The organism is Streptomyces sp. NPDC021080, assembly GCF_044333225.1.
Classification (GTDB): domain Bacteria; phylum Actinomycetota; class Actinomycetes; order Streptomycetales; family Streptomycetaceae; genus Streptomyces.
Genome location: NZ_JBIRQM010000001.1, coordinates 751,187 through 770,219 on the forward strand (window position 1 = coordinate 751,187; position 19,033 = coordinate 770,219).

16 protein-coding genes are annotated in these 19,033 nt (G+C 71.6%); 7 read left to right on the forward strand and 9 right to left on the reverse strand.

Going from position 1 to position 19,033, the window contains the following annotated elements:
• Window positions 1-182 precede the first annotated feature (182 nt).
• The 4 genes from ACH4S8_RS03285 to ACH4S8_RS03300 form a co-directional block, all read right to left on the reverse strand.
• Entirely contained in the window at window positions 183-716 is a 534-nt protein-coding gene (locus ACH4S8_RS03285; RefSeq protein ID WP_398390400.1) for a cellulase, read from the reverse strand.
• Window positions 717-724: 8 nt separating this feature from the next.
• Window positions 725-1,240, reverse strand: a complete 516-nt coding sequence (locus ACH4S8_RS03290; protein ID WP_398390402.1) for a SigE family RNA polymerase sigma factor — start codon at window positions 1,238-1,240, stop codon at window positions 725-727.
• Window positions 1,241-1,461: 221 nt separating this feature from the next.
• Window positions 1,462-2,046, reverse strand: coding sequence for a hypothetical protein (locus tag ACH4S8_RS03295; protein ID WP_398390404.1), 585 nt, complete (start codon window positions 2,044-2,046; stop codon window positions 1,462-1,464).
• A gap of 86 nt (window positions 2,047-2,132) precedes the next feature.
• Entirely contained in the window at window positions 2,133-3,470 is a 1,338-nt protein-coding gene (locus ACH4S8_RS03300) for a flavin-containing monooxygenase (protein ID WP_398390405.1), read from the reverse strand.
• Between the two features lie 268 nt (window positions 3,471-3,738).
• On the opposite strand from ACH4S8_RS03300, the gene ACH4S8_RS03305 reads away from it, so the two are divergent.
• From ACH4S8_RS03305 to ACH4S8_RS03320, 4 genes are all read left to right on the forward strand, one after another.
• Window positions 3,739-4,389 (forward strand): TetR/AcrR family transcriptional regulator, encoded by a 651-nt coding sequence (locus ACH4S8_RS03305; protein WP_398390407.1) that lies wholly within the window; start codon window positions 3,739-3,741, stop codon window positions 4,387-4,389.
• The gene (locus tag ACH4S8_RS03310; RefSeq protein WP_398390409.1) at window positions 4,389-6,101 is read left to right on the forward strand and encodes a GMC oxidoreductase; all 1,713 of its coding nucleotides are present in this window, start codon (window positions 4,389-4,391) and stop codon (window positions 6,099-6,101) included. The genes ACH4S8_RS03305 and ACH4S8_RS03310 overlap by 1 nt, the downstream gene beginning before the upstream one ends.
• On the forward strand, window positions 6,098-6,763 hold the full coding sequence (locus tag ACH4S8_RS03315) for an acetoacetate decarboxylase family protein (protein WP_398390411.1): 666 nt from the start codon (window positions 6,098-6,100) through the stop codon (window positions 6,761-6,763). Before ACH4S8_RS03310 ends, ACH4S8_RS03315 begins: the two co-directional genes overlap by 4 nt.
• A gap of 177 nt (window positions 6,764-6,940) precedes the next feature.
• The gene (locus ACH4S8_RS03320; RefSeq protein WP_398390412.1) at window positions 6,941-7,867 is read left to right on the forward strand and encodes an SGNH/GDSL hydrolase family protein; all 927 of its coding nucleotides are present in this window, start codon (window positions 6,941-6,943) and stop codon (window positions 7,865-7,867) included.
• A gap of 135 nt (window positions 7,868-8,002) precedes the next feature.
• Here ACH4S8_RS03320 and ACH4S8_RS03325 read toward each other — a convergent pair whose 3' ends face one another.
• Complete coding sequence (locus tag ACH4S8_RS03325) at window positions 8,003-8,455, reverse strand: hypothetical protein (protein WP_398390414.1); 453 nt, start codon at window positions 8,453-8,455, stop codon at window positions 8,003-8,005.
• Window positions 8,456-8,594: 139 nt separating this feature from the next.
• Window positions 8,595-10,028: a cellulose binding domain-containing protein gene (locus tag ACH4S8_RS03330; RefSeq protein WP_398390416.1), complete on the reverse strand. Its 1,434-nt coding sequence runs from the start codon at window positions 10,026-10,028 to the stop codon at window positions 8,595-8,597.
• A 302-nt stretch (window positions 10,029-10,330) separates the two neighbouring features.
• On the opposite strand from ACH4S8_RS03330, the gene ACH4S8_RS03335 reads away from it, so the two are divergent.
• A complete protein-coding gene (locus ACH4S8_RS03335) occupies window positions 10,331-11,218 on the forward strand; it encodes a GntR family transcriptional regulator (protein ID WP_398390418.1) in 888 nt (295 codons plus the stop codon).
• 21 nt (window positions 11,219-11,239) lie between these two features.
• On the opposite strand, the gene ACH4S8_RS03340 is transcribed toward ACH4S8_RS03335, so the two are convergent.
• A complete protein-coding gene (locus tag ACH4S8_RS03340; protein ID WP_398390420.1) occupies window positions 11,240-12,013 on the reverse strand; it encodes a crotonase/enoyl-CoA hydratase family protein in 774 nt (257 codons plus the stop codon).
• Window positions 12,014-12,085: 72 nt separating this feature from the next.
• On the reverse strand, window positions 12,086-13,294 hold the full coding sequence (locus ACH4S8_RS03345) for a cytochrome P450 (RefSeq protein WP_398390422.1): 1,209 nt from the start codon (window positions 13,292-13,294) through the stop codon (window positions 12,086-12,088).
• A gap of 432 nt (window positions 13,295-13,726) precedes the next feature.
• Here ACH4S8_RS03345 and ACH4S8_RS03350 point away from each other — a divergent pair, with 432 nt between their 5' ends.
• Complete coding sequence (locus ACH4S8_RS03350; RefSeq protein WP_398390424.1) at window positions 13,727-14,554, forward strand: alpha/beta fold hydrolase; 828 nt, start codon at window positions 13,727-13,729, stop codon at window positions 14,552-14,554.
• A gap of 59 nt (window positions 14,555-14,613) precedes the next feature.
• On the opposite strand, the gene ACH4S8_RS03355 is transcribed toward ACH4S8_RS03350, so the two are convergent.
• Complete coding sequence (locus tag ACH4S8_RS03355) at window positions 14,614-17,451, reverse strand: SpoIIE family protein phosphatase (protein ID WP_398390425.1); 2,838 nt, start codon at window positions 17,449-17,451, stop codon at window positions 14,614-14,616.
• 315 nt (window positions 17,452-17,766) lie between these two features.
• On the opposite strand from ACH4S8_RS03355, the gene ACH4S8_RS03360 reads away from it, so the two are divergent.
• Window positions 17,767-18,999: an AI-2E family transporter gene (locus ACH4S8_RS03360; RefSeq protein WP_398390427.1), complete on the forward strand. Its 1,233-nt coding sequence runs from the start codon at window positions 17,767-17,769 to the stop codon at window positions 18,997-18,999.
• Window positions 19,000-19,033 lie beyond the last annotated feature (34 nt).

The window sequence follows — 19,033 nt, forward strand, 5'->3', positions numbered from 1 at the left end:
CGCGAGGCTCCCGAAGTCCGTGGGGGTGGACGGAAACACTTTCGTCATGGTGTGTCCTGTTCTGTTCCCTGTCGCGAGGCAGGCCGAGGACGCTCACGGCCGAACCGCGCTGACAGGGTGGGGATATGCGTGCTGTACGGACAGGGGTGGCGGCCCGATGGCGGATGTGCCGGGTGCCGGGCCTACCCGGTGCTGGTCTCGGCCGACGAGGACGGTTCGGGTCCTGACGGCGGCGGTGAGGACGTCGGGGTTCCGCTCGGCGTCGCCGGTTCGGTGGCGGGCGTACTGGTCGTCGCCGTCCCCCGGCCCTCGGGGGCGGAGGCGGACGACGTCGAACTCCCCGTCGTGGTCGGCGTTTCGGGCGGGCCGGACGTGCCGGCGGTGTTCTCGGCGGTGGAAGTGGCGGTGGCCGACTCGGTGGGGGTCCCGCTCGACGACGGGGTCGGTGACAGGGTGGCGTAGGGGGAGGTGGGCGTGACCGTGGGCCGTGGTACGGGGCCCAGGGGCCGGTCGTGGTCCGGGGTGTGCGGCAGCAGGAACAGGCCGACGCTGATCCCGGCGGCGGCCAGGACGCAGCTCGCGGCCCGCTGCGCCGCGCGGATCCGGCGCCGGACGCGGACGCCGTCGCGGAGGTTGTTCTGCTGTGCGGGCTCGAAGGGGGTGTGTTCCTGGGAGTCGCGCATCATCCGCGCCAACTCCCGCTCGAAGTGGTCCATTCTTCCCTTCACCCCACCGGCTCGATGACATCCGCCAGGATCTGGCGCAGCCGCGCCACACCGCGTGACGCGTGGGAGCGGGCGGTGCCGAGCGGGCAGCCCAGGACCTCCGCGACCTGTTTCTCGGGCAGGTCCTGGTAATAGCGCAGCACTACGGCCGCCCGCTGCCGGGGAGGCAGTTGGGCGAGCGCCGCTTCGAGGCGCGACCGTTCCACCACGGCCGCGGACTCGTCGCCGATGTGCGCGAGATCCGGCAGCGTCTCCACAGGGCGCTCGCCCCACCACCGCCGCCGTGCGGAGCGGGCGGCGGCGCGGGCCATGACCTTGCGTACGTACGCCTCGGGGGCCTCGTCGGCCACCTTCGTCCAGGCGAACCAGAGTTTGACCAAGGCCTCCTGGAGCAGATCCTCCGCGCGGTGCCGGTCGCCCGCGCAGAGCAGGCGGGCGAGATGGAACAGCGCCGACCAACGGGCCGCGACGAACCCGTCGAAGCCGTCGGTCCCCTCGGCTCTTGCCTGTCCCATCCGCACCGTCCCCGCACTTGCCAGCTCGTACACCTGGGGAAAGACGCTGGCGGGTGCCTCACTATGCACTTGTGTCACGTGATCTGGGTCACGCCGGGTGGGGCCGGGACGCGGGCACGCGCCAGGACGGGTTCCTGCCGCGGCCGCCGGTGCGGGCCGGCGGCGGAGTCACCGGCCGCGGGACACGGCGGGTGCCGGCGGCCGCGTGCGGTACGCCCGGGTCACCGGGCGTCGAAGAAGCTCCACGCCGCGGTTCTGGCCTCGTGCCGCAGCTTCTGCGGCACCCACCGCCACAGGGCACTCTCGCACCGGCTGTGGCAGAGGGTGACGTCGATGGTGTAACTGAAGCCGGGCAGGCCGGGACGCAGCGGTTTCCGGGCGCGGACGAACGGTCTCATCCAGGGGGCCGCGTTCTCGTCGCCGCCGAGCGGGCACAGTTCCAGCGTCTTGATGTTCTGGTGGCTGAAGAAACTGTGGTCCTGGTGGATGGTGACGCCGGCCAGTGAATCCCAGGGGATCAGCCGGGCGTCCTGACCGCGCAGCCACCAGAAGCCGTTGATGTCGAAGGCCATGACGTCCTTGCGGTGCCGCCACGCGGGCCGCATCCACCACGCGTACGCCAGGATCGGCAGGACGAACAGCGCGCCGACGGCGGAACCGGCGACGAGGGCGGAAACCCCGAGCACACCCATCGCGGACAGCGCCAGGGCGCCCGGCAGATGGGCCAGGAACCGCCTCCGGCCCCAGCGCACGACGTGGGCGTTGTCGTTCGGGCGTCCACCGGATTCCATGGTCACGGACTCCATCCAGCGGACGATGCCTCCACCGGACTCCCGATCCCCTGCGCCGAACAGCCGTTGGCCGGTGGGTGCCGGCCGTCCCGCGCGGGCTCTCAGCGGCCGGCGGCCTCCTGCCGGGCCCGGGCCGCGCCTCTGCGCCGCTCCGTCCGCAGTTCCCGCAGGTAGGCCCCCGCGTCCACCTGGATCGTGTGCCGCCTGGAGGCGACGTAGCGGCGCGCCAGCCGTGCGCGGTACGCCCGGGTCTCCCGGCGCATCCGCTCCGGTCCGGGCAGCGCGCACCGGCCCTGGAGGAGATCCGCCACCCAGTGCGCCTGCGCCTCCGCGAGCGGCATGATCGCGCCGAGCGGCTGGACCAGCCCGATGAAGTAGAGGCCGGGACGGTCCGGCGCGACGACCCGGTGGTAGAGGTCGATGTCGTTGTCCGACGGATCGATCACCTCGTCCTTGAGGAACGGGAACGCGATGTCGTACCCCGTGCAGTAGACGATCGCGTCGATCTCCTCCGTGCTCCCGTCCTCGAACGTCACCCGGTCGCGCTCCAGCCGTACGGGAGCGGGCCGCACGGTGAGGTCGCCGTGGCCGAGGCGCGAGAGCAGATCGTCGGAGATGGTGGGATGGGCTCCCAGCACGCGATGCCGGGGCCGCGGCAGCCCGTAGTCCTCCAGCCGGCCCCGGCTGAGCCGCAGCAGGAGCCGCAGGCCCTGCTCCTGCACGGCCAGCGGGGCCCTGGCCAGCCAGGAGCCGGTGAGATGGTCGGTGGGGACGCCGAAGAGGTACTTGGGCAGGATGTGCGCGCCGCGGCGCATCGCGAGGACCGTGCGCCGGGACACCCGGGACGTCTCCACCGCGATGTCGCAGGCCGAGTTGCCGATGCCGAGGACGAGAACGCGCTTGTCCGCGAAGGGCTCCGGTGTCCGGTAGTCGTGGGAGTGCGTCTGGGTGCCGGTGAACTCCTCGGCTCCCGGAAGGGCCGGCCGGGGCCAACGGGGCTTCCAGTGATGGCCGTTGGCGACCAGGACGGCACCGTAGAGGCGTTCCGAGGTTTCGCCCGAATCCAGGTGGCGGGTCGTGACGCTCCACCGTCCGCCGGGGGCGGGTTCGACGCTCACCGCCTCGGTGCGGAAGGCGATCGACGGCCGCAGCCCGAAGTGGTCCACGAAGCTGTCGAAGTACCGGGCGATGTGGACATGGCCGGGGTAGACCGGACAGTCCTCCGGCATGGGGAAGCTCGCGTATTCCATGATCTGGCGCGAAGTGTTGATATGCAGTGAGCGGTAGGCGGACGACATCCCGTTGTCGTTCAGATAGCGCCAGTTGCCGCCGACCTCGGATCCGGTCTCGTAGCAGTCGTACGCGATCCCGCGCGCCGCCAGCACCTGGCAGGCGGCGATCCCGGACGAGCCCGCCCCGATCACACACACCCTCTCCATGCCGGCCCCTTCCTGTGACCTCGCCTGTGACCACCCGGTCACATGACCGGGTGGTCACAGGCTGCTGTGTGTCGGCCGCCCGTGTCAATGACCTTGACGTGAGCAGGAGTTCGGGTGCGCTGCGGCCCAACGGCACTGTCCGGCCGCCCCTTTCCCGTCGGCGCGTTCCCGTCGCGCGTTTCGTGCCGGACTCGTTGACAGGGCGTGTTCACCGCACCGACGATGACCGGGCGGTCACATGACCGCCCGGTCATACGCAGGAGCACGCATGCCCACTTCCACCTGGACCCGTCTGTCACCGGTGCGGCGCGAACGGGTCCTGGTCGCCGCGATGGACGAGTTCGGCACCCACGGTTATTCCACCGGAAGCCTCAACGTCATCGCCCGCGAGGCCGGCGTGGCCAAGGGCTCGCTGTTCCAGTACTTCGAGGGCAAGCTCGACCTGTTCGCCTACGTCGCCGAGCAGACCTCCCTGCGCATCTACGCCGCCATGCGGCCCTGGCTCGACGGATACGACGGCTCCACGGAGTTCTCCCGCCATCTCACCGACGCCCTGGAAGCGTGGCTGGACTACTTCGCGAGCCATCCGCTGGAACGCGGGGTCACCGCCGCCACCAACATGGAGCTCGACCCGGCCGTCCGTAACGCCGTGCGCGCTCCGGTGCAGGACATCTACCTCGCCGGCCTGCGCCCCCTGGTCGAGCGGGCGGTCGAGACCGGCGGCCTGCGCAAGGGCGCCGACGTCGACGCCCTGCTGTCCCTGCTGCTCGTCCTGCTGCCGTACTTCGCGCTCGCGGTCCACACGCCGGGCCTCGAAGGACCGGTGCGCCTCGCGGGCGAACACCCGGAAGTCCGCCGGGCGAACATCGCCCGCCTGATCGGCCCGGTCCTCGCCGACTTCGTACCGAAGGGGCCCTGATGGACGCACCCGACTACGACGTGCTCGTCATCGGTTCCGGATTCGGCGGCAGCGTCACCGCGCTGCGCCTCACCGAGAAGGGGTACCGCGTCGGGGTCCTGGAAGCCGGCCGCCGCTTCGCCGACACCGACTTCCCCCGGACCTCCTGGCAGGTGCGCGACTACCTGTTCGCCCCGCGCCTCGGCTGCACGGGCATCCTGCGCATGACCCTGCTCGGCGACGTCCTCGTCCTCACGGGCGCGGGCGTCGGCGGCGGCTCCCTCGGCTACGCCAACACGCTCTACGAGCCGCCCGAGGCCTTCTACCAGGGGTCGCCGTGGGCCGACATCACCGACTGGCGGGGCGAACTCGCGCCCTACTACGACCGGGCCCGCCGCATGCTCGGCGTCACCCCCAACCCCTTGCTCACCGACGCCGACCGGCTCCTGCGGGACACGGCGCAGGACCTCGGCTGCGCGGACACCTTCAGGGCCGTGCCGGTCGGCGTGCACTTCGGACCGCCCGGCACGGAAGGCGGAGCCCGCGTCGCGGACCCCTACTTCGGCGGCGCGGGGCCGGACCGCAACGCCTGTCTGCACTGCGGTGCCTGCATGACGGGCTGTCGGCACAACGCGAAGAACACCCTGCCCAAGAACTACCTGGGCCTGGCCGAACGCGCCGGTGCCGAGGTTCTGGCCCTGCGCACGGTCACCGACGTCACCCGGGACGGTGAGCTCTGGGCCGTCACCTCGGTACGCACCGGGGCGGGCCCGACGCGCCGCAGACGGACCCTGACCGCCCGGCACGTCGTCTTCGCCGCGGGCGCGCTCGGCACGCAGAGGCTGCTGCACCGGCTGCGGGAACGCGGTTCCCTGCCGCGGGTCTCACCCCGCCTGGGCCGGCTGACCCGCACCAACTCCGAGGCGATCCTCGGCGTCCGGTCGAAGGACAGGGCCGCCGACTTCAGCCACGGCGTCGCCATCACCTCCTCCGTGCACCTCGACGAGAACACGCACGTCGAAGCCGTCCGCTACGGCCGCGGCAGCAATCTGCTCGGGCTGCTCGGAGCGATGCTCGTCGACCCCGTCCCCGGCCGCTCCCGGCTGCTCACCGGTCTGGCCGCGATGGCGCGCAATCTGCGCGACCTGCCGGCCCTGCACAACCCGCGCCGCTGGTCCCAGCAGACCGTCGTCCTGCTGGTCATGCAGTCCCTCGACAACTCCGTGACGACCTACCTCCGCCGCACCCTCACCGGACGCAGGCGCCTGACCAGCCGCCCCGGCGAGGGCACCCCCAACCCGACGTGGATACCCGCCGGACACCGGGCGGCCCGCAGAGCGGCCGAGCGCGGCGGCGGCCGGGCCTGCGGCACCTGGGCCGATCTGTTCGACGTCCCCACCACCGGGCACCTGATCGGCGGATGCACCGTCGGAGAGGACCCTCAGACCGGTGTGGTCGACCCCTATCACCGGCTGCACGGGCATCCGGGCCTGCACGTCATCGACGGTTCCACGATCTCGGCGAACCTCGGCGTGAACCCCTCCCTCACCATCACCGCCCTCGCCGAGCGGGCCGTCGCCCTGTGGCCCAACCACGGGGAGGAGGACCCCCGGCCCGCCCCCGGCCTGTCCTACCGCCGGGTGCCGCCGGTACCGCCGCGGCACCCCGCCGTGCCCGCCGGCGCACCGGCCGCCCTGCTGCCGGACCCCCCCACACGAAAGGACACCCCGTGACGAGCTACCCCGAGGAACCCTGGCACCTGGCCGGCCAGATGTACCTGTCGCTGTGGCTGGTGCCGGAGCGCGAACTGCCCCGGGTGGCGGACGGCACCCGGCCGGTCACCGTCGCCGGGCGCGGCGCGGTCGGCGCGGCCTGGGTCGTCTACGAGAACGACAGCGTCCTGCACTACAACGAACTGCTCCGGGCCGTCCTCGTACGGGACGGCCGCCGCCCGCGCGTCTGCGTCACCGACATCTGGGTGGACAGCGCCGCCTCGATGGCCGGCGGCCGGGAACTGTGGGGCATCCCCAAGGAGATGGCGGACTTCGACATCGACCGGACCGCCGGTGTACGGGCCGGAGCCGCCACGGAGAAGGACGTCCTGGCCACCGCGGCTTTCGATCCCGGCCGCCGGATACCGGGCCGCTGGCCCCTCACCTATCGCGTCACGCAGACCCTCGACGGCGCGCTGAAGACCAGCACCGTCCGCTCACGCTCCGCCGTACGCATGGCACGGGCCCGATGGATCGCACAAGAAGGCAGCCCCCTGGGGGAGTTGAGCCGTCGCACGCCCCTGCTCAGCCTGGCCCTGAACGACTTCACCATCCGGTTCGGGGACGCCGCGCGGGGCTCGTCGAGCGTACGCACGAAGGCTGAACCGGCCCGCGATGGGTGAGAGTTGGACAAGTGGAGGGCGATCAAACCCTGTTCCGGCGGCCTACCGGCCGGTATACAGACCAGGTTGGGTCTGCCGGGCAGGAGCCGTCCGGTCCGCCGCGGCGCCGCGATCCCGCGCGCCGCGGAGAGCCGGTACCCGTTCGGCAGGCTGTCATGGCATCAGGGGAGGGGCACGATGAACGATCGCACGCGTCCGGAAAACGCCGTTCCGAGACGACGGGGCGCCACGGCGCTGGGAGCCGCGCTGAGCAGCTGCGCGCTGGTCGCGGGCGTCGCGGCGGCGGCCCCCGCCGAGGCGGGCGAAGGACACGGGGAGCATGGCGTGAACTATGTCGCGCTCGGCGACTCGTACACGTCCGGGCCCCTGATCCCCCAGCAGATCGACGCGAACTGCGCGCGCTCCGACCACAACTACCCCTCGATCACCGCCGCCGCCCGCAAGGTCGCCTCCTTCACGGACGTCAGCTGCTCCGGCGCGAAGACCGACGAGATGTGGAAGGCGCAGGGGACCAACGGACCCCAGCTGGACGCGGTGAAGCGGGACACCGACCTGGTGACCCTGCAGATCGGCGGCAACGACGTGGGCTTCGGCCCGATCATCTCCACCTGCGCCGGGCTCAGTTCGAAGGACCTCGCGGGCAACCCCTGTCAGCAGTACTACAACGCCGCGGGCTACGACCAGCTCACCGTGAACATCCTCCAGACGGCTCCCAAGGTCGCCCGGGTGCTGCGTGAGGTGCACGCGAGGGCCCCGCACGCCCGCGTGGTCGTCGTCGGCTACCCGGACCTGCTGCCCGACGACGGCAGCGGCTGCTACCCGACGGTGCCGTTCGCCGCGAAGGACTTCCCCTATCTGCGCGACACCGGCAAGCGGCTCAATCTCATGCTCCGCACGGTGGCGTTCCTGAACCGGGCCGAGTACGTGGACACCTACAGGCCGACCGTGGGCCACGACATGTGCAAGGCGCCCGCCGACCGCTGGATCGAGCCGCTGCGTCCGACCTCGCCCGCGGCACCGGCCCACCCCAACGCCAAGGGCCAGGAGGCCATGGCCCGCGCGGTGCTGGCCGAGCTGGGCCGGGGAGCGGGACACCACCACTGACCGGTTCCGGCCCGGGCACCCGGTGCGGGACGGACCCTGGCGGCGAACGCCCGCGCGTTCACCGGCAGGGTCTCCGGGGCCGCGGTCCCGGCGTCGCCGCCACCGCTGCGTCACGCGCACCGGAGCGGGCCGTGGTCACAGCGTGCCGCGCATCTGCTGGGTGAGACGGTCCCGTTGCTCGTTGAAGGCGGCGCGGGCGCGCTGCAACTCGTCCGTCTCGGGGGTCAGCCCCTGCGTCACGGCGTCGCGGTACGCACGCAGCAGCGTGACGGTGAGGACCGCCTGCCGTACGACGTGGTCGTCGGCCACCAGGGAGAGCTCCAGCCGTCGGGCCAGCGTGTTGCTGTCGCGCAGGACGGTTCCGGCCCGGGCGAGGGCCCGGTCGTCGTGGTCGTGGCCGCGCGCGATGCCGATGAGGATCTCGCTGGCCTCCGCGGTGGCGTTGAGAAAGGCGACGTAGACCGCGCGGCGCTCGTCCCTGGAGCGCTGCTCGCGCTCCCGCAGCCAGCGCCTCCGGTCCGCCAGCGCGGAGGCGGCGAGCGCGATGAACGCACCCAGGGTGGTGCTGAGAAGGCTGGTCCATTCCACACACCTACTGTGCTCCGGCCACCGCGCCTCCAACCCGGTTGCCGGACAGGTGTGTCGGCGCGAAACCGGGCCGGTGGTGCCGGGCCCGTCCCGGCGGGATCCGTGCCGCGCCGGGACGGGCCCGTACGGAACGGCCGTGTCAGGGAGCCGGTACCTCGTCCACGAACGCGGTGCCGGCGCCGCGGTAGGCGGCCACCTTCGCGGCGACCTGGGCCGGGGTGAGGACCTGGTCCTTGACGTGCAGGACGTAGTCGACCTGTTCGTCGTACGCGCGGGCCGTGGTCGAGGTCTGTCCGGCGAGGTCGATCAGCCACTGGTTGAAGTTGATCGACATCGGCCGCTCGGGCAGGTACTGGGCGTCGTGGGTCCCGAACAGCTGCCCGTCGATGTAGTACTTGATGCCGCTGCTGTCGATGGTGAGCACCAGGTCGTGCCAGCCGGCGTAGCTCTGGCGGGCCTCGGTGTGCTGGTTGACGGCCTGCCAGGGGTCGGGGTTGTACGTCTCCCAGGAGGTCGTGTAGAGGATGTCGCCCGACTCGCCCCAGCCGCCGTTGGGCAGGTACTCGAAGTCGTACTCGGCGTAGTCGTCGGCCATCGGCGCCGTGAGGTCGTTGATGGTGAAGAACGTCTGCACCAGGTGGTCGCTGTCGGGGCCGGACTTCGGCGCGTCGGCGAATTTCACCCGCGCCGCGTAGGTGCCGTTCTTGAACTTCATGCTCTTGGAGACGACTTCGGTCTGCCGGGTGGACTCGGCGGTGCCCGCGGTCGAGGTCTCCAGGTTCATGACCTTGTTGCCGGACACGGTGGGGAAGGTGACCTTGGACGGGTCCCAGGTCGCGCCGGGGACCCCGGGGCCGCCGGAGTTCGAGCGGACGTTCCAGCCGTGCGCGGAGATCGCGGGGTCGCTGTACGACGTGTAGCTGAAGTCGTCGAACAGGGCCTGGCCGCCGCCGGGCGGGTCGGTCGGATCGGTGGGGTCGGTCGGGTCCGTGGGGCCGTTGCCCTCGGGCGCCGTGCCCCACACGGTGGTTCCGGCGAGCTGGGCGGTGACCTTGTCCCAGTCCGCGTACGAGGTCTGCGCCCCGCCGAAGGAGTAGTCGTCCGCCTGGTTCACGGGCTGCCAGCTGGACTGGTAGAAGCGCAACTGCATGTCACCGGTGTCCGCGCCCGGTGCCAGTGTGCCGGCCCCGGAGGTGAAGCCGATCTCCAGGTACCTGTCCGCGGTTCCGGTGGGGTGTGCGGGTGTGCCGAACGTGCCGGTGACGTTCGCGCATCCCTTGACCGCCCAGGAACAGGCGAAACGGTACGTGGCGCTCGCGGAGTCCGCCTTGAAGTAGTAGCGGATCTTCACCTGGCTCAACTGCACCGCCGCGGAACCGGTGTTGCGCACCTTGAACCAGGGCTCGCTCTGGTCGGCGGTGGCCCCGCTCGCGCTGGTGCGGTACTGCACGGCGAGGCCTCCGGCCGCGGCGGCGGGGGCGGACATCGGAACGGCGACCAGGGCGGTGCCGCCCAGGAGCGCGGACAGGGCGAGGGCCACGCGGCGGCGGCCGGAGAGGGGGCGGTTGCTCATGCTGGTTCCCTTCGGTGGGCTCCCGCCGGGCAGGCCGCGGGAGGTGGGGGTGCTCAGGAACGCGAGGAGACATGCCGTGCTTGACCAGTTGGCCCATCGGGCTTACCAGTTGGCGTCGCCTGAAAGTGGCATAGACCAATGTGTCCGTCAACCCCCTTGGATTAAGCGGTAGTTGACCGGAGCGGTGTTCCCGCGTCATCGATGAGGCGAAGAGACCCGGAAGCAATCCCTTTGACCAGCTGACCAGTTAGGGTCGGAGGTCGTACCGGCCGGCCGGCACCGACGACGAGTGAGGGTCCCGCATGGAGATCGATCCCGCCGCCTCCCGCGCGGTACTCAAGCGGGAGAGGGTCCGAGACACGATCCTCGAACTCATCGAGGAACGCCGCCCCGGCGACGCCATCCCCTCGGAGCGCACGCTCTGCGCGCAACTCGGGGTGTCCCGGCCCACTTTGAGGGCGGCCGTGGACCAACTCGTCCTCGCCGGACTGCTGGTTCGCGAACACGGGCGGGGCATGTTCGTGGCCGCCGAGAAGATCACCCAGGAACTCGTGCCGGACCGGCGGACCTTCAGCCTGCCCCGGGCCGCGGGCACCTGGACCAGCCGGCTCCTGGAGTTCAGCACGGTGCCCGCGGGTGCCCGGGTGGGCCGCAGGCTGCGCATCTCTCCCGCGGCGGACATCCGGTACGTGGCACGGCTCCGCCTCGTCGACGGCTCACCCATGGCCATCGAGTACCTGCACGTCCCCGCCGTACTCGTGCCCGACCTGACCCGTGACGAACTGGAGAACGGCGACCTGTACGAGCACCTCGGCGAACGGCACGGGATCGAGGTCGGCGAGGCGGTCCAGTCGATCGAGCCCACGGTCCTGACCCGCGACGAGGCGGGCCTGCTCGACGTGCCGGAACTGTCCCCGGCCCTGCTGTTCGAACGCCTCACCTCGGACGCCTCGGGCCGGCCGGTGGAGTACGTCCACTCCATCTACCGCGGAGACCGCTACCGCATCGTCTCCCGGCTGGCCCTCGGTCCCCGCTCCGGGCACCCTTCGCCGCGCGACGGCCACCACCCCGGGATCCCGCCGGGAGACTTCCTGCCGGGCGAACCCGTCACGTTCTCCACCCGGGGCGTGGTGGCAGGCGGGCTCTTCGGACCCGATGGCGGACGAGGGGAGGGTGGCCCCGCGAGGTGAGAGCGGCGGGCGTGCCGCCGCTCACCGGTTCCAGGCCGGCGGCCGCTTCTCGGTGAACGCCCGCGCACCCTCGGTGGCGGCACGGGTGGTGAAGACCGGCGCGCTCAGCGGATCCTGGACGGTGTAGGCGGTGTGGTCGTCGAGGCCGCGGGTGTCCTGGACGATGCGCTTGGTGATGCGGACGGCGTCGCCGGAATGGGCCTGGACGCGTTCGGCCAGATCGAGCGCCGCGTCGAGGGCTCCGCCCTCGGGCGTGAGCCGGTTGACGAGCCCGTACCGTGCCGCGTCCGCGGCGGGTAGGGGAGCAGCGGTCAGCAGCATCTCCATGGCCACGTGGTAGGGGAGCCGGCCCGGTAGCCGGATGGCACCGCCCTCGGCGGCGATCAGCCCGCGGGCGACCTCGGGCAGGGCGAAGAACGCGGTGTCGGAAGCGGTGACGAGGTCGCAGGCGAGGGCGAGTTCGAAGCCGCCGGCGACGGCCGCGCCCTCGACGGCGGCGATGAGCGGCGTGCGGATGCGGGCGCGGGTCAGTCCGCCGAGCCCGCGGTCGGCGACGAGCGGAACGCCCTGGTCGGGAAAGGCCTTGAGGTCCATCCCCGAACAGAAGTGGCCGCCCGCCCCGGAAAGGACGCCGACGCAGAGCGAGGGATCGGACTCCAGCCGGGTGAGGGCCGAGTCCAGGGCGTCGGCCAGGGTCTGGTCGACGGCGTTGCGGACGCGGGGCCTGTTCAGGGTGATGAGCAGGACACCGGGGCGTGGTTCGGCTGTCGTCACTACGGGTTCACGGCTGTCCATGAGGTGTGCTCCTGGTCGACGGACGTTCGGAAGGCGGGCGCGTGGGTACGTGCGCTCTCGGGAAAGGCCGGGTCAGACCCGTACGACAGGCAGTTCGGCCAGCCCGCGCATGACCCGGGCCGGGCGCCAGGGAAGTTTGCGGTCGGGTTCGGCCAGCCGCACCGGGCCCAGACGTTCGAGCAGCCGGGGGAAGGCGACCGCGCCCTCGAGACGGGCGAGGGCGGCTCCGATGCAGAAATGGGGGCCGTGGCCGAAGGCGAGATGGTCATTGGGGGTTCGGCCCACGTCGAGCCGGTCGGCGTCCGGGAAGCGGGCCTCGTCCCGGTTGGCGGAACCGATCAGGAGGCTGACGATGTCCCCCTTGCCGATCAACTGACCGTGCAGGTCGATCGGTTCGGCGGCGCACCGGAAGGTCGCGTCCCGCACAGGGGAGTCGTAGCGCAGCAGTTCCTCGACCGCTGTGCCGACGAGCTCCGGGCCGGCTTTCGATGCGGTCAACCGGGCGGCCTGGTCCGGGTTTCGGAGCAGCGCGAGCATGCCGTTGCCGATGAGGTTCATGGTGGTGTCGTGGCCGACCAGCAGCAGGAGGTAGGCGGTCGAGCGCAGTTCCTCCTCGGTCATCGACCCGCTGTGGTCGCCGGCCCGTACGAGAGCGCCCAGCAGGTCGACTCCGCTGTTCTCACCGCTCGTTCGTTTGCCCGCGATCAGGCGATCGAGGAGGGTGCGCAGATCCTGTGCGGTCCGGGCCGGGTCCCGGCCCGGACCGGGTGTGATCGTGGCCGTGAGCGTGTCCCGGGTCGCCGCGTTGTCGAGTTCCCCGGGGACACCGAGGATCATGCAGATCATCCGGAAGGTGAGAGGAGCCGCGAAGGCCCCGATCACGTCGACGTGGGTGTCGTGCTCGATCCGGTCCAGCAGCCGGTCGGCGGTGTCCGCGATGAAGGGCTCGAGGCGGGCGATACGGCGGGGTACGAACGCGGCGTTCACCAGGGTCCGCAGACGGGTGTGGTCCGGGGGATCGGAGTGGACCAGATGCCGGTTCAACCCGGCCGGTCCGGGAACATAACCGGGCACCCGATCGGGGTCCTTGCTCAGCCGTTCGTCGGTCAACAGGGCCCGGACGTCCGCGTAGCGGGAGATCTGCCACACGGTCGGCCGGTCGGGTCTGCGGTCCGCGTGGACGGGCGCATGCCGGCGCAGCCAGGCGAAGTACGGATACGGATTCCGCACCCGTTCGGCCAGGAGGCGAGAGGGCGGGGACAGTACGGGAGGAGCGGACACGCTGGCTCCGGAATCGGTGATCGGCTCGGACACCGCGCCAACGCCAGGACGCGGCCGAAAGATACGGAAACCGTCGCGATCGCGTGCGACAGGAGAGGCAGGATCGCTCCGACGGCTCAGTCCGGCCCATGGACACGGAGGTGGTGTCCTCCGCCGCGACGCGGCGTGTCGCCTGGGCTAGGGTGATGTGGACAACGTTCTCATTCCGGCCATTCGTGCTGCCGGTCGTCCCTCCGCCCCGTGCGTCCGCCGCCGATGCGCGGCGTCGCACGGAAGTCCCGCGGCGGGGAGGACCCGAGGGCCGCCGCGCGGAGCAACTGCCGTACGTGCCACCGGGAACGCATGGCCCGACGGTGACGCCGGCAGCCCCGAAGCGGACGCGGCCATCGCGCGGAGCACGCACATCCGGACCAGATTCGAGAGGACCCGTACATGCCCTTCGCCACCGCCAAGGACGGCACACAGATCTTCTACAAGGACTGGGGATCCGGTCAGCCGGTCGTCTTCTCGCACGGCTGGCCGCTCACCGCGGACGCCTGGGACGCCCAGATGAAGGTGATGGTGGACAACGGCTTCCGGGCCGTCGCCCACGACCGCCGCGGTGGCGGACGCTCCGGCCAGCCCTGGGACGGCAACGACCTCGACACCTACGCCGACGACCTGGCGGCGGTCATCGAAGCCCTCGACCTCCGGGACGTCATCCTGGTCGGCCATTCGACCGGCGGCGGCGAGGTCACCCGCTACATCGGCCGGCACGGCTCCGGCAGGGTGGCCAAGGCGGTCCTCGTCGGTGCGATCCCGCCTCTCATGCTCAAGACGGCGGAGAATCCCGAAGGGCTGCCGATCGACGTGTTCGACGAGATCCGCAAGGGTGTCGAGACCGACCGGTCGCAGTACTACCAGGACCTCAGCGCACCGTTCTACGGCGCCAACCGGGACGGATCGACCGTCACCCAGGGAACGCGGGACCAGTTCTGGCTCTGGGGAATGACCGTGGGCCTCAAGGGCGCCTACGACTGCGTCAAGGCGTTCTCCGAGACCGACCTCACCGAAGACCTCAAGAAGATCGACGTCCCCACGCTCATCGTGCACGGCGACGACGACCAGATCGTCCCCATCGTGGCCTCCGGCGACAAGTCGTCGAAACTCGTCAGGGACGCGGTCTACAAGGTGTACCCGGGGGCTCCCCACGGCCTCGCCATGGTGCCGAAGTTCGCCGAGGTGTTCAACGCCGACCTGCTGGAGTTCGCGCGCGGTTGAACCGGCTGCCCCGGCAGGGCGCCGCGCGACGGCCCGGACGGGCACTGCCGGGGGCTGCCTCAGAACGGAAGGCCGGGGGGCTCGGCGTCCCCCTCCGCCCCCTCCGCCGTGTCGGGGAGCGCCTGTTCGGTCCAGATCGCCTTGCCCTCCGGGGTGTAGCGGCTGCCCCAGCGCTCGCAGAGGGCGTTGACGAGCTGGAGGCCGCGGCCCCCCTCGTCGGTGTCCGTCGCACGCCGGATGCGGGGCATCGTCGGACTCGCGTCGGACACCTCGCAGACGAGCGTTCCGCTGCACAGGAGCCGGAGCCCGATGGGGCCGCTGGCGTGCCGGACGACGTTGCCGACGAGCTCGCTGGCCAGCAGTTCCGTCGTCATGACCAGATCGTCCAGATGCCACTGGGCGAGCTGCTCCCGTACATGGCGACGGGCCTCACCCGCCGCCTCCGGACCCTCCTGCAGTGCCCAGGAAGCCACTTGACGGTCGGCCACGTGGTGCAGGCGCGCGATCAGCAGCGCGGCGTCGTCGGTGGTGGGCCCGCCCGGCAGCAGCCCCGCGGTCACGGAGTCGCACAGTTCCTCCAGATCGGGACATCCCGCCTCGCCGGCGAGCAGACCGGCGAGCTGGGTCATGCCCTGGTCGATCTCCCGCCGCGGTGACGTCACGAGCCCGTCGGTGAACAGGACGAGAAGGCTCTCCGCCGGCAGCTCCAGTTCCGTCGTCTCGAACGGCGGGAACGCGGCGCCCAGCGGAGGGTTGACGGCGACCTCGGGGAAGTGGGCGCTTCCGTCCGGCCGGACGACGAGCGGCGGCGGATGACCCGCCCGCACCACGGTGCACGATCCGTCGGTGGAGTCGTACAGCGCGAACAGGCAGGTCGCGTACGCGTGCTCGCCGAGGCCGCTCACGATGTCGTTGAGGTGGCCCATGATCTCGTCGGGAGGAAACTCCAGGGCGGCCAGTGTGTGCAGCGCGGTGCGCAGACGCCCCATGGTCGCCGCCTCGGACAGACCGTGGCCCATCACGTCACCGACGACCAGGGCCACCTGACCCGCTGACAGCGGGATCAGGTCGTACCAGTCCCCGCCCACGTCGGAGGTCTGTCCGGCCGGCAGATAGCGGGCCGCCGCGGTGGTCTCGGGCAGGGCGGGGAGCTCCCGGGGCAGCAGTGCCTGCTGGAGCTCCTCGGAGCGGGTGATCTCGGCCTCGTAGAGCCGGGCCCGCTCCAGCGCGTGCGCCACCAGGGCGCTGATGGTGATGAGGAGCGTGCGTTCCTCGGACGTGAGACGCCGTGCGGTGTCGAAGGCGATGACGCACACGCCGAAGGTGTGGTCGGAGGCCGTCAGCGGGAGGAACGCCCAGGCCTCCATGTCGGACCGGGGCCGAATTCCGGGGTCGGGGAAGGCCGCGGCCCATTCCTCGCGCGACGAGACGAAACGGGGTTCGCCGGTCAGGACCACCTCCCCGGCGGGACCGGCGTCCGCCGGTTCCATGCCGTGCGCTCCCCGCGTCGGCTCCATGAAGGAGCTCGGATAACCGACGGACCCGATGTCCACCAGGTGCTCGTCCTCGAGGACGAGCACGAGCAGGCCCTGGGCGCCGAACGGGGGCAGGACGCGCCGCGCGACGGCCGTCACCACGTCCTCGGAGGTGGTCGCCGCCGCGAGCTGCGTGGTCAGTTCCGCCGTCCGGCTCGCGCGCTCGGCGGCCACGCGTACGGCCGCCTCCTGTTCGGCCTCACGGCGGCGGCGATCGGTGACATCGGTGAAGTACACCGTGAGACCGCCGGGTACGGGGACGATCCGCAGGTCGTAACAGCGTCCGGTGTCGGCCAGCGTGATGTCGAAGGCCGTGGCCGTGGACCGCGCGGTGCCGCTGCGGCACCGCTCCTCCATGTCCGGGACCTGGCTCAGGGCGGGCAGGTCCCACAGGTTCCGGCCGAGGAGCGGCTCGTCACCCGGACCGAGAACGCGTTCCGCCTCCAGATTGGCGAAGGTGATCCGCCAGTCGTCGTCCACGGACAGGAAGGCGTCACTCATGTGCCGCAGGGCACGGCTGAGCGCGTTACGGGTGGAGCGCGCCGCGTCGCTGGCCCAGCCCTTGCCGACGATGCGCGTGACCTGACCCTCGTCGTCGAGCACGACATGACCGGACGCGCGGGTCCAGGTGTAGCCCCCGTCGCTGCGCCGGACCCGGTACTCGGCCTCGAACGGCGTGTGGGTGCGGATGGTGCGTTCGACGGCGGCCAGGGTGCTCGCGAGGTCGTCGGGGTGCACCACCTTCATCCAGGTCTCGACACCGGGCGTGAAATCCCTCGGCTCGGTCTGGTAGACCTTCATGGCCGTCCGGTCCCATGCCAGCTCGCCGGTGCGTACGTCCCACTCCCAGGAGCCGACCGGAGTCGTGTCGAGGTCGGTGCCCAGGCGCACGGGCGCCGGCATCTTCTTCAGCCGGTTCATGGTCCATTCGGCCACCGCGCCGAGGAACGTCCACTGTTCGGGCGTGGGCTCCTCGTTGTCACCGGTGAGACAGGTGATCGCGCCGATGACGCGGCCCTCATAGGCCAGGGGTACGGAGCACCAGCCGGACCGCGACAGCAGCGGCGCGGTGGGTTCGGTCAGGTCGGAGGGGAGCGCGGCCACCCACATGCGCTCACCGGAGCGCACGGCCCGCGCGGTCGCCGTGGGCCCGTCCTGGTCGACGATCTCCCAGGCGCGGGTGACCGACGACGGCAGTCCGGTCGAGGACACCAGACGCAGGGCCGACATGGGGCCCCGCAGGTAGACGGCCCCGCCGACGCAGCCCAGCTCCGCGATGGAGTGCTGAAGGGCGAGCCGGAAGACCTCGCTTTCCGTGATGCCGTCGTCAGCGGTGTCGAGTAGGTCCAGCCGCCTGATCACAGACCCAATATAGGGGCGAATGCCGTAAATCACATTAAAGGAAGGGTGTGCTGGTGACCGTGCCCCCGGCCGGTGACCGCGGGTTCCCCGGGTTGCGGGGTGCGGTGCGCGACACCACGCTGGCCGGGACGCCCGCGTGATCGACGGCCCGGGGCCGGTCGCCCGGTCCTCGCGGGGTCGCGCGGCGGTCCGCGTCCGGGCACGCGTGGCGGGCGGGCGCGACGACGGGAGGACGGTGGCACACAGGTGAACGCCGGATCGCGTCGTCCTCGCCGGCGGCCGGGTGAGCCCGGTGAGGGGCACGGCGGGGGCCGGATGCGCTACGTCGTGGGGAACCGCTCCTCCCGTGGCGCCCGGTCGGTGGCCCGGGCGCGTACCGATGCGCGGCGCCGCGCCGGAGACCACCGGCGGGTCCCGGTCAGCCGCGGGCTGCGGGTCGCCGCGGCGTACGCGTGGCGGCTGCTCGTCGTCGGAGTCGTCGCCTACGTGGTCTTCGCCCTCCTGGGCAAACTGCAGCTCGTCGCCGTGGCCCTGTTCCTCGCCCTGGTCGTCACGGCGGTTCTGCGCCCGCTCGCCGACCTGCTGGCACGGCGCATGCCGAGGACCCCGGCGGTGATCGTGACCATCATCGGGAGCATCCTGCTGGTGCTCGGCGTGATGGCGCTGGTCGGTCGTGTCGTCGCGGGGGAGTCGGGACGGCTGGGCCACGAGTTCGCCGGGGGCCTCGGCCGGATCGAACGATGGCTGGAGGGCTCCCCCTTCCATCTGAGCCACGCGGTGTTGTCGGGTCTCCAGGGCAAGGTGGTCACCTTCGTCTCCGAGCACCGTTCCGTGCTGATCAGCAGCGCCCTCAGCGGCGCCGGCCGCGTGGTGGAGTTCGTCACCGGCCTGGTGCTCGCGCTGTTCTGCTCGCTGTTCTTCATCCGTTCCGGTGACAGGTTCTGGCGGTGGTTCCAGGAGCTGATGCCGCAGAGCGCGCGGGACCCGTGGGACCGCGGCGGGCGGGCGGCCTGGCGGACCTTCGCCGGCTACACGCGCGGCATCATCATCGTGGCGGCCACCAACGCGATCCTCGTCGGCATCGCCCTCTTCGTGCTCGGCGTCCCGCTCGCGCTGCCGCTCACGCTGCTGGAGTTCTTCGCCGCGTTCATCCCGCTGGTGGGTTCGCCCGTCGCGCTCGGCGTGGCCACCGTCGTCGCGCTGGCCACCCGGGGACCGGTCGTCGCGATCATCGTGCTCGCGCTGATCGTCGTCATCGGCCAGCTGGAGGGACACGTCCTGCATCCGCTCGTCCTGAGCTGGGCCGTCCGGCTGCATCCCGTGGTCGTGGCCGTCTCCGTCATCGCGGGGAGCATCCTGGCCGGCGTGACCGGTGCCGTCGTGGCGGTTCCGATGGTGTCGGTCGCCTGGTCCGTGATCACCGAGCTGCGGGCGGGCCCCGGACCGGAACCCGCGGGGCGCTCACCGGGGCACCGGTCCGACCCGCCCGGCCGGCGTTCCGGCCCGCACGCCGAGCCGCCGGGGAGTGCCCGGGCCGGGGAACCGTAGCGGCGGGCGGTGCCGTGACGGCGTATCCCCGCAC

Coding starts and splice junctions, on each gene's coding strand:
- ACH4S8_RS03285 (WP_398390400.1), bottom strand. CDS start 716: ATGGACCACTTCGAGCGGGAGTTGGCGCGGATGATGCGCGACTCCCAG.
- ACH4S8_RS03290 (WP_398390402.1), bottom strand. CDS start 1,240: ATGGGACAGGCAAGAGCCGAGGGGACCGACGGCTTCGACGGGTTCGTC.
- ACH4S8_RS03295 (WP_398390404.1), bottom strand. CDS start 2,046: ATGGAGTCCGTGACCATGGAATCCGGTGGACGCCCGAACGACAACGCC.
- ACH4S8_RS03300 (WP_398390405.1), bottom strand. CDS start 3,470: ATGGAGAGGGTGTGTGTGATCGGGGCGGGCTCGTCCGGGATCGCCGCC.
- ACH4S8_RS03305 (WP_398390407.1), top strand. CDS start 3,739: ATGCCCACTTCCACCTGGACCCGTCTGTCACCGGTGCGGCGCGAACGG.
- ACH4S8_RS03310 (WP_398390409.1), top strand. CDS start 4,389: ATGGACGCACCCGACTACGACGTGCTCGTCATCGGTTCCGGATTCGGC.
- ACH4S8_RS03320 (WP_398390412.1), top strand. CDS start 6,941: ATGAACGATCGCACGCGTCCGGAAAACGCCGTTCCGAGACGACGGGGC.
- ACH4S8_RS03330 (WP_398390416.1), bottom strand. CDS start 10,028: ATGAGCAACCGCCCCCTCTCCGGCCGCCGCCGCGTGGCCCTCGCCCTG.
- ACH4S8_RS03335 (WP_398390418.1), top strand. CDS start 10,331: ATGGAGATCGATCCCGCCGCCTCCCGCGCGGTACTCAAGCGGGAGAGG.
- ACH4S8_RS03340 (WP_398390420.1), bottom strand. CDS start 12,013: ATGGACAGCCGTGAACCCGTAGTGACGACAGCCGAACCACGCCCCGGT.
- ACH4S8_RS03350 (WP_398390424.1), top strand. CDS start 13,727: ATGCCCTTCGCCACCGCCAAGGACGGCACACAGATCTTCTACAAGGAC.
- ACH4S8_RS03360 (WP_398390427.1), top strand. CDS start 17,767: ATGCGCTACGTCGTGGGGAACCGCTCCTCCCGTGGCGCCCGGTCGGTG.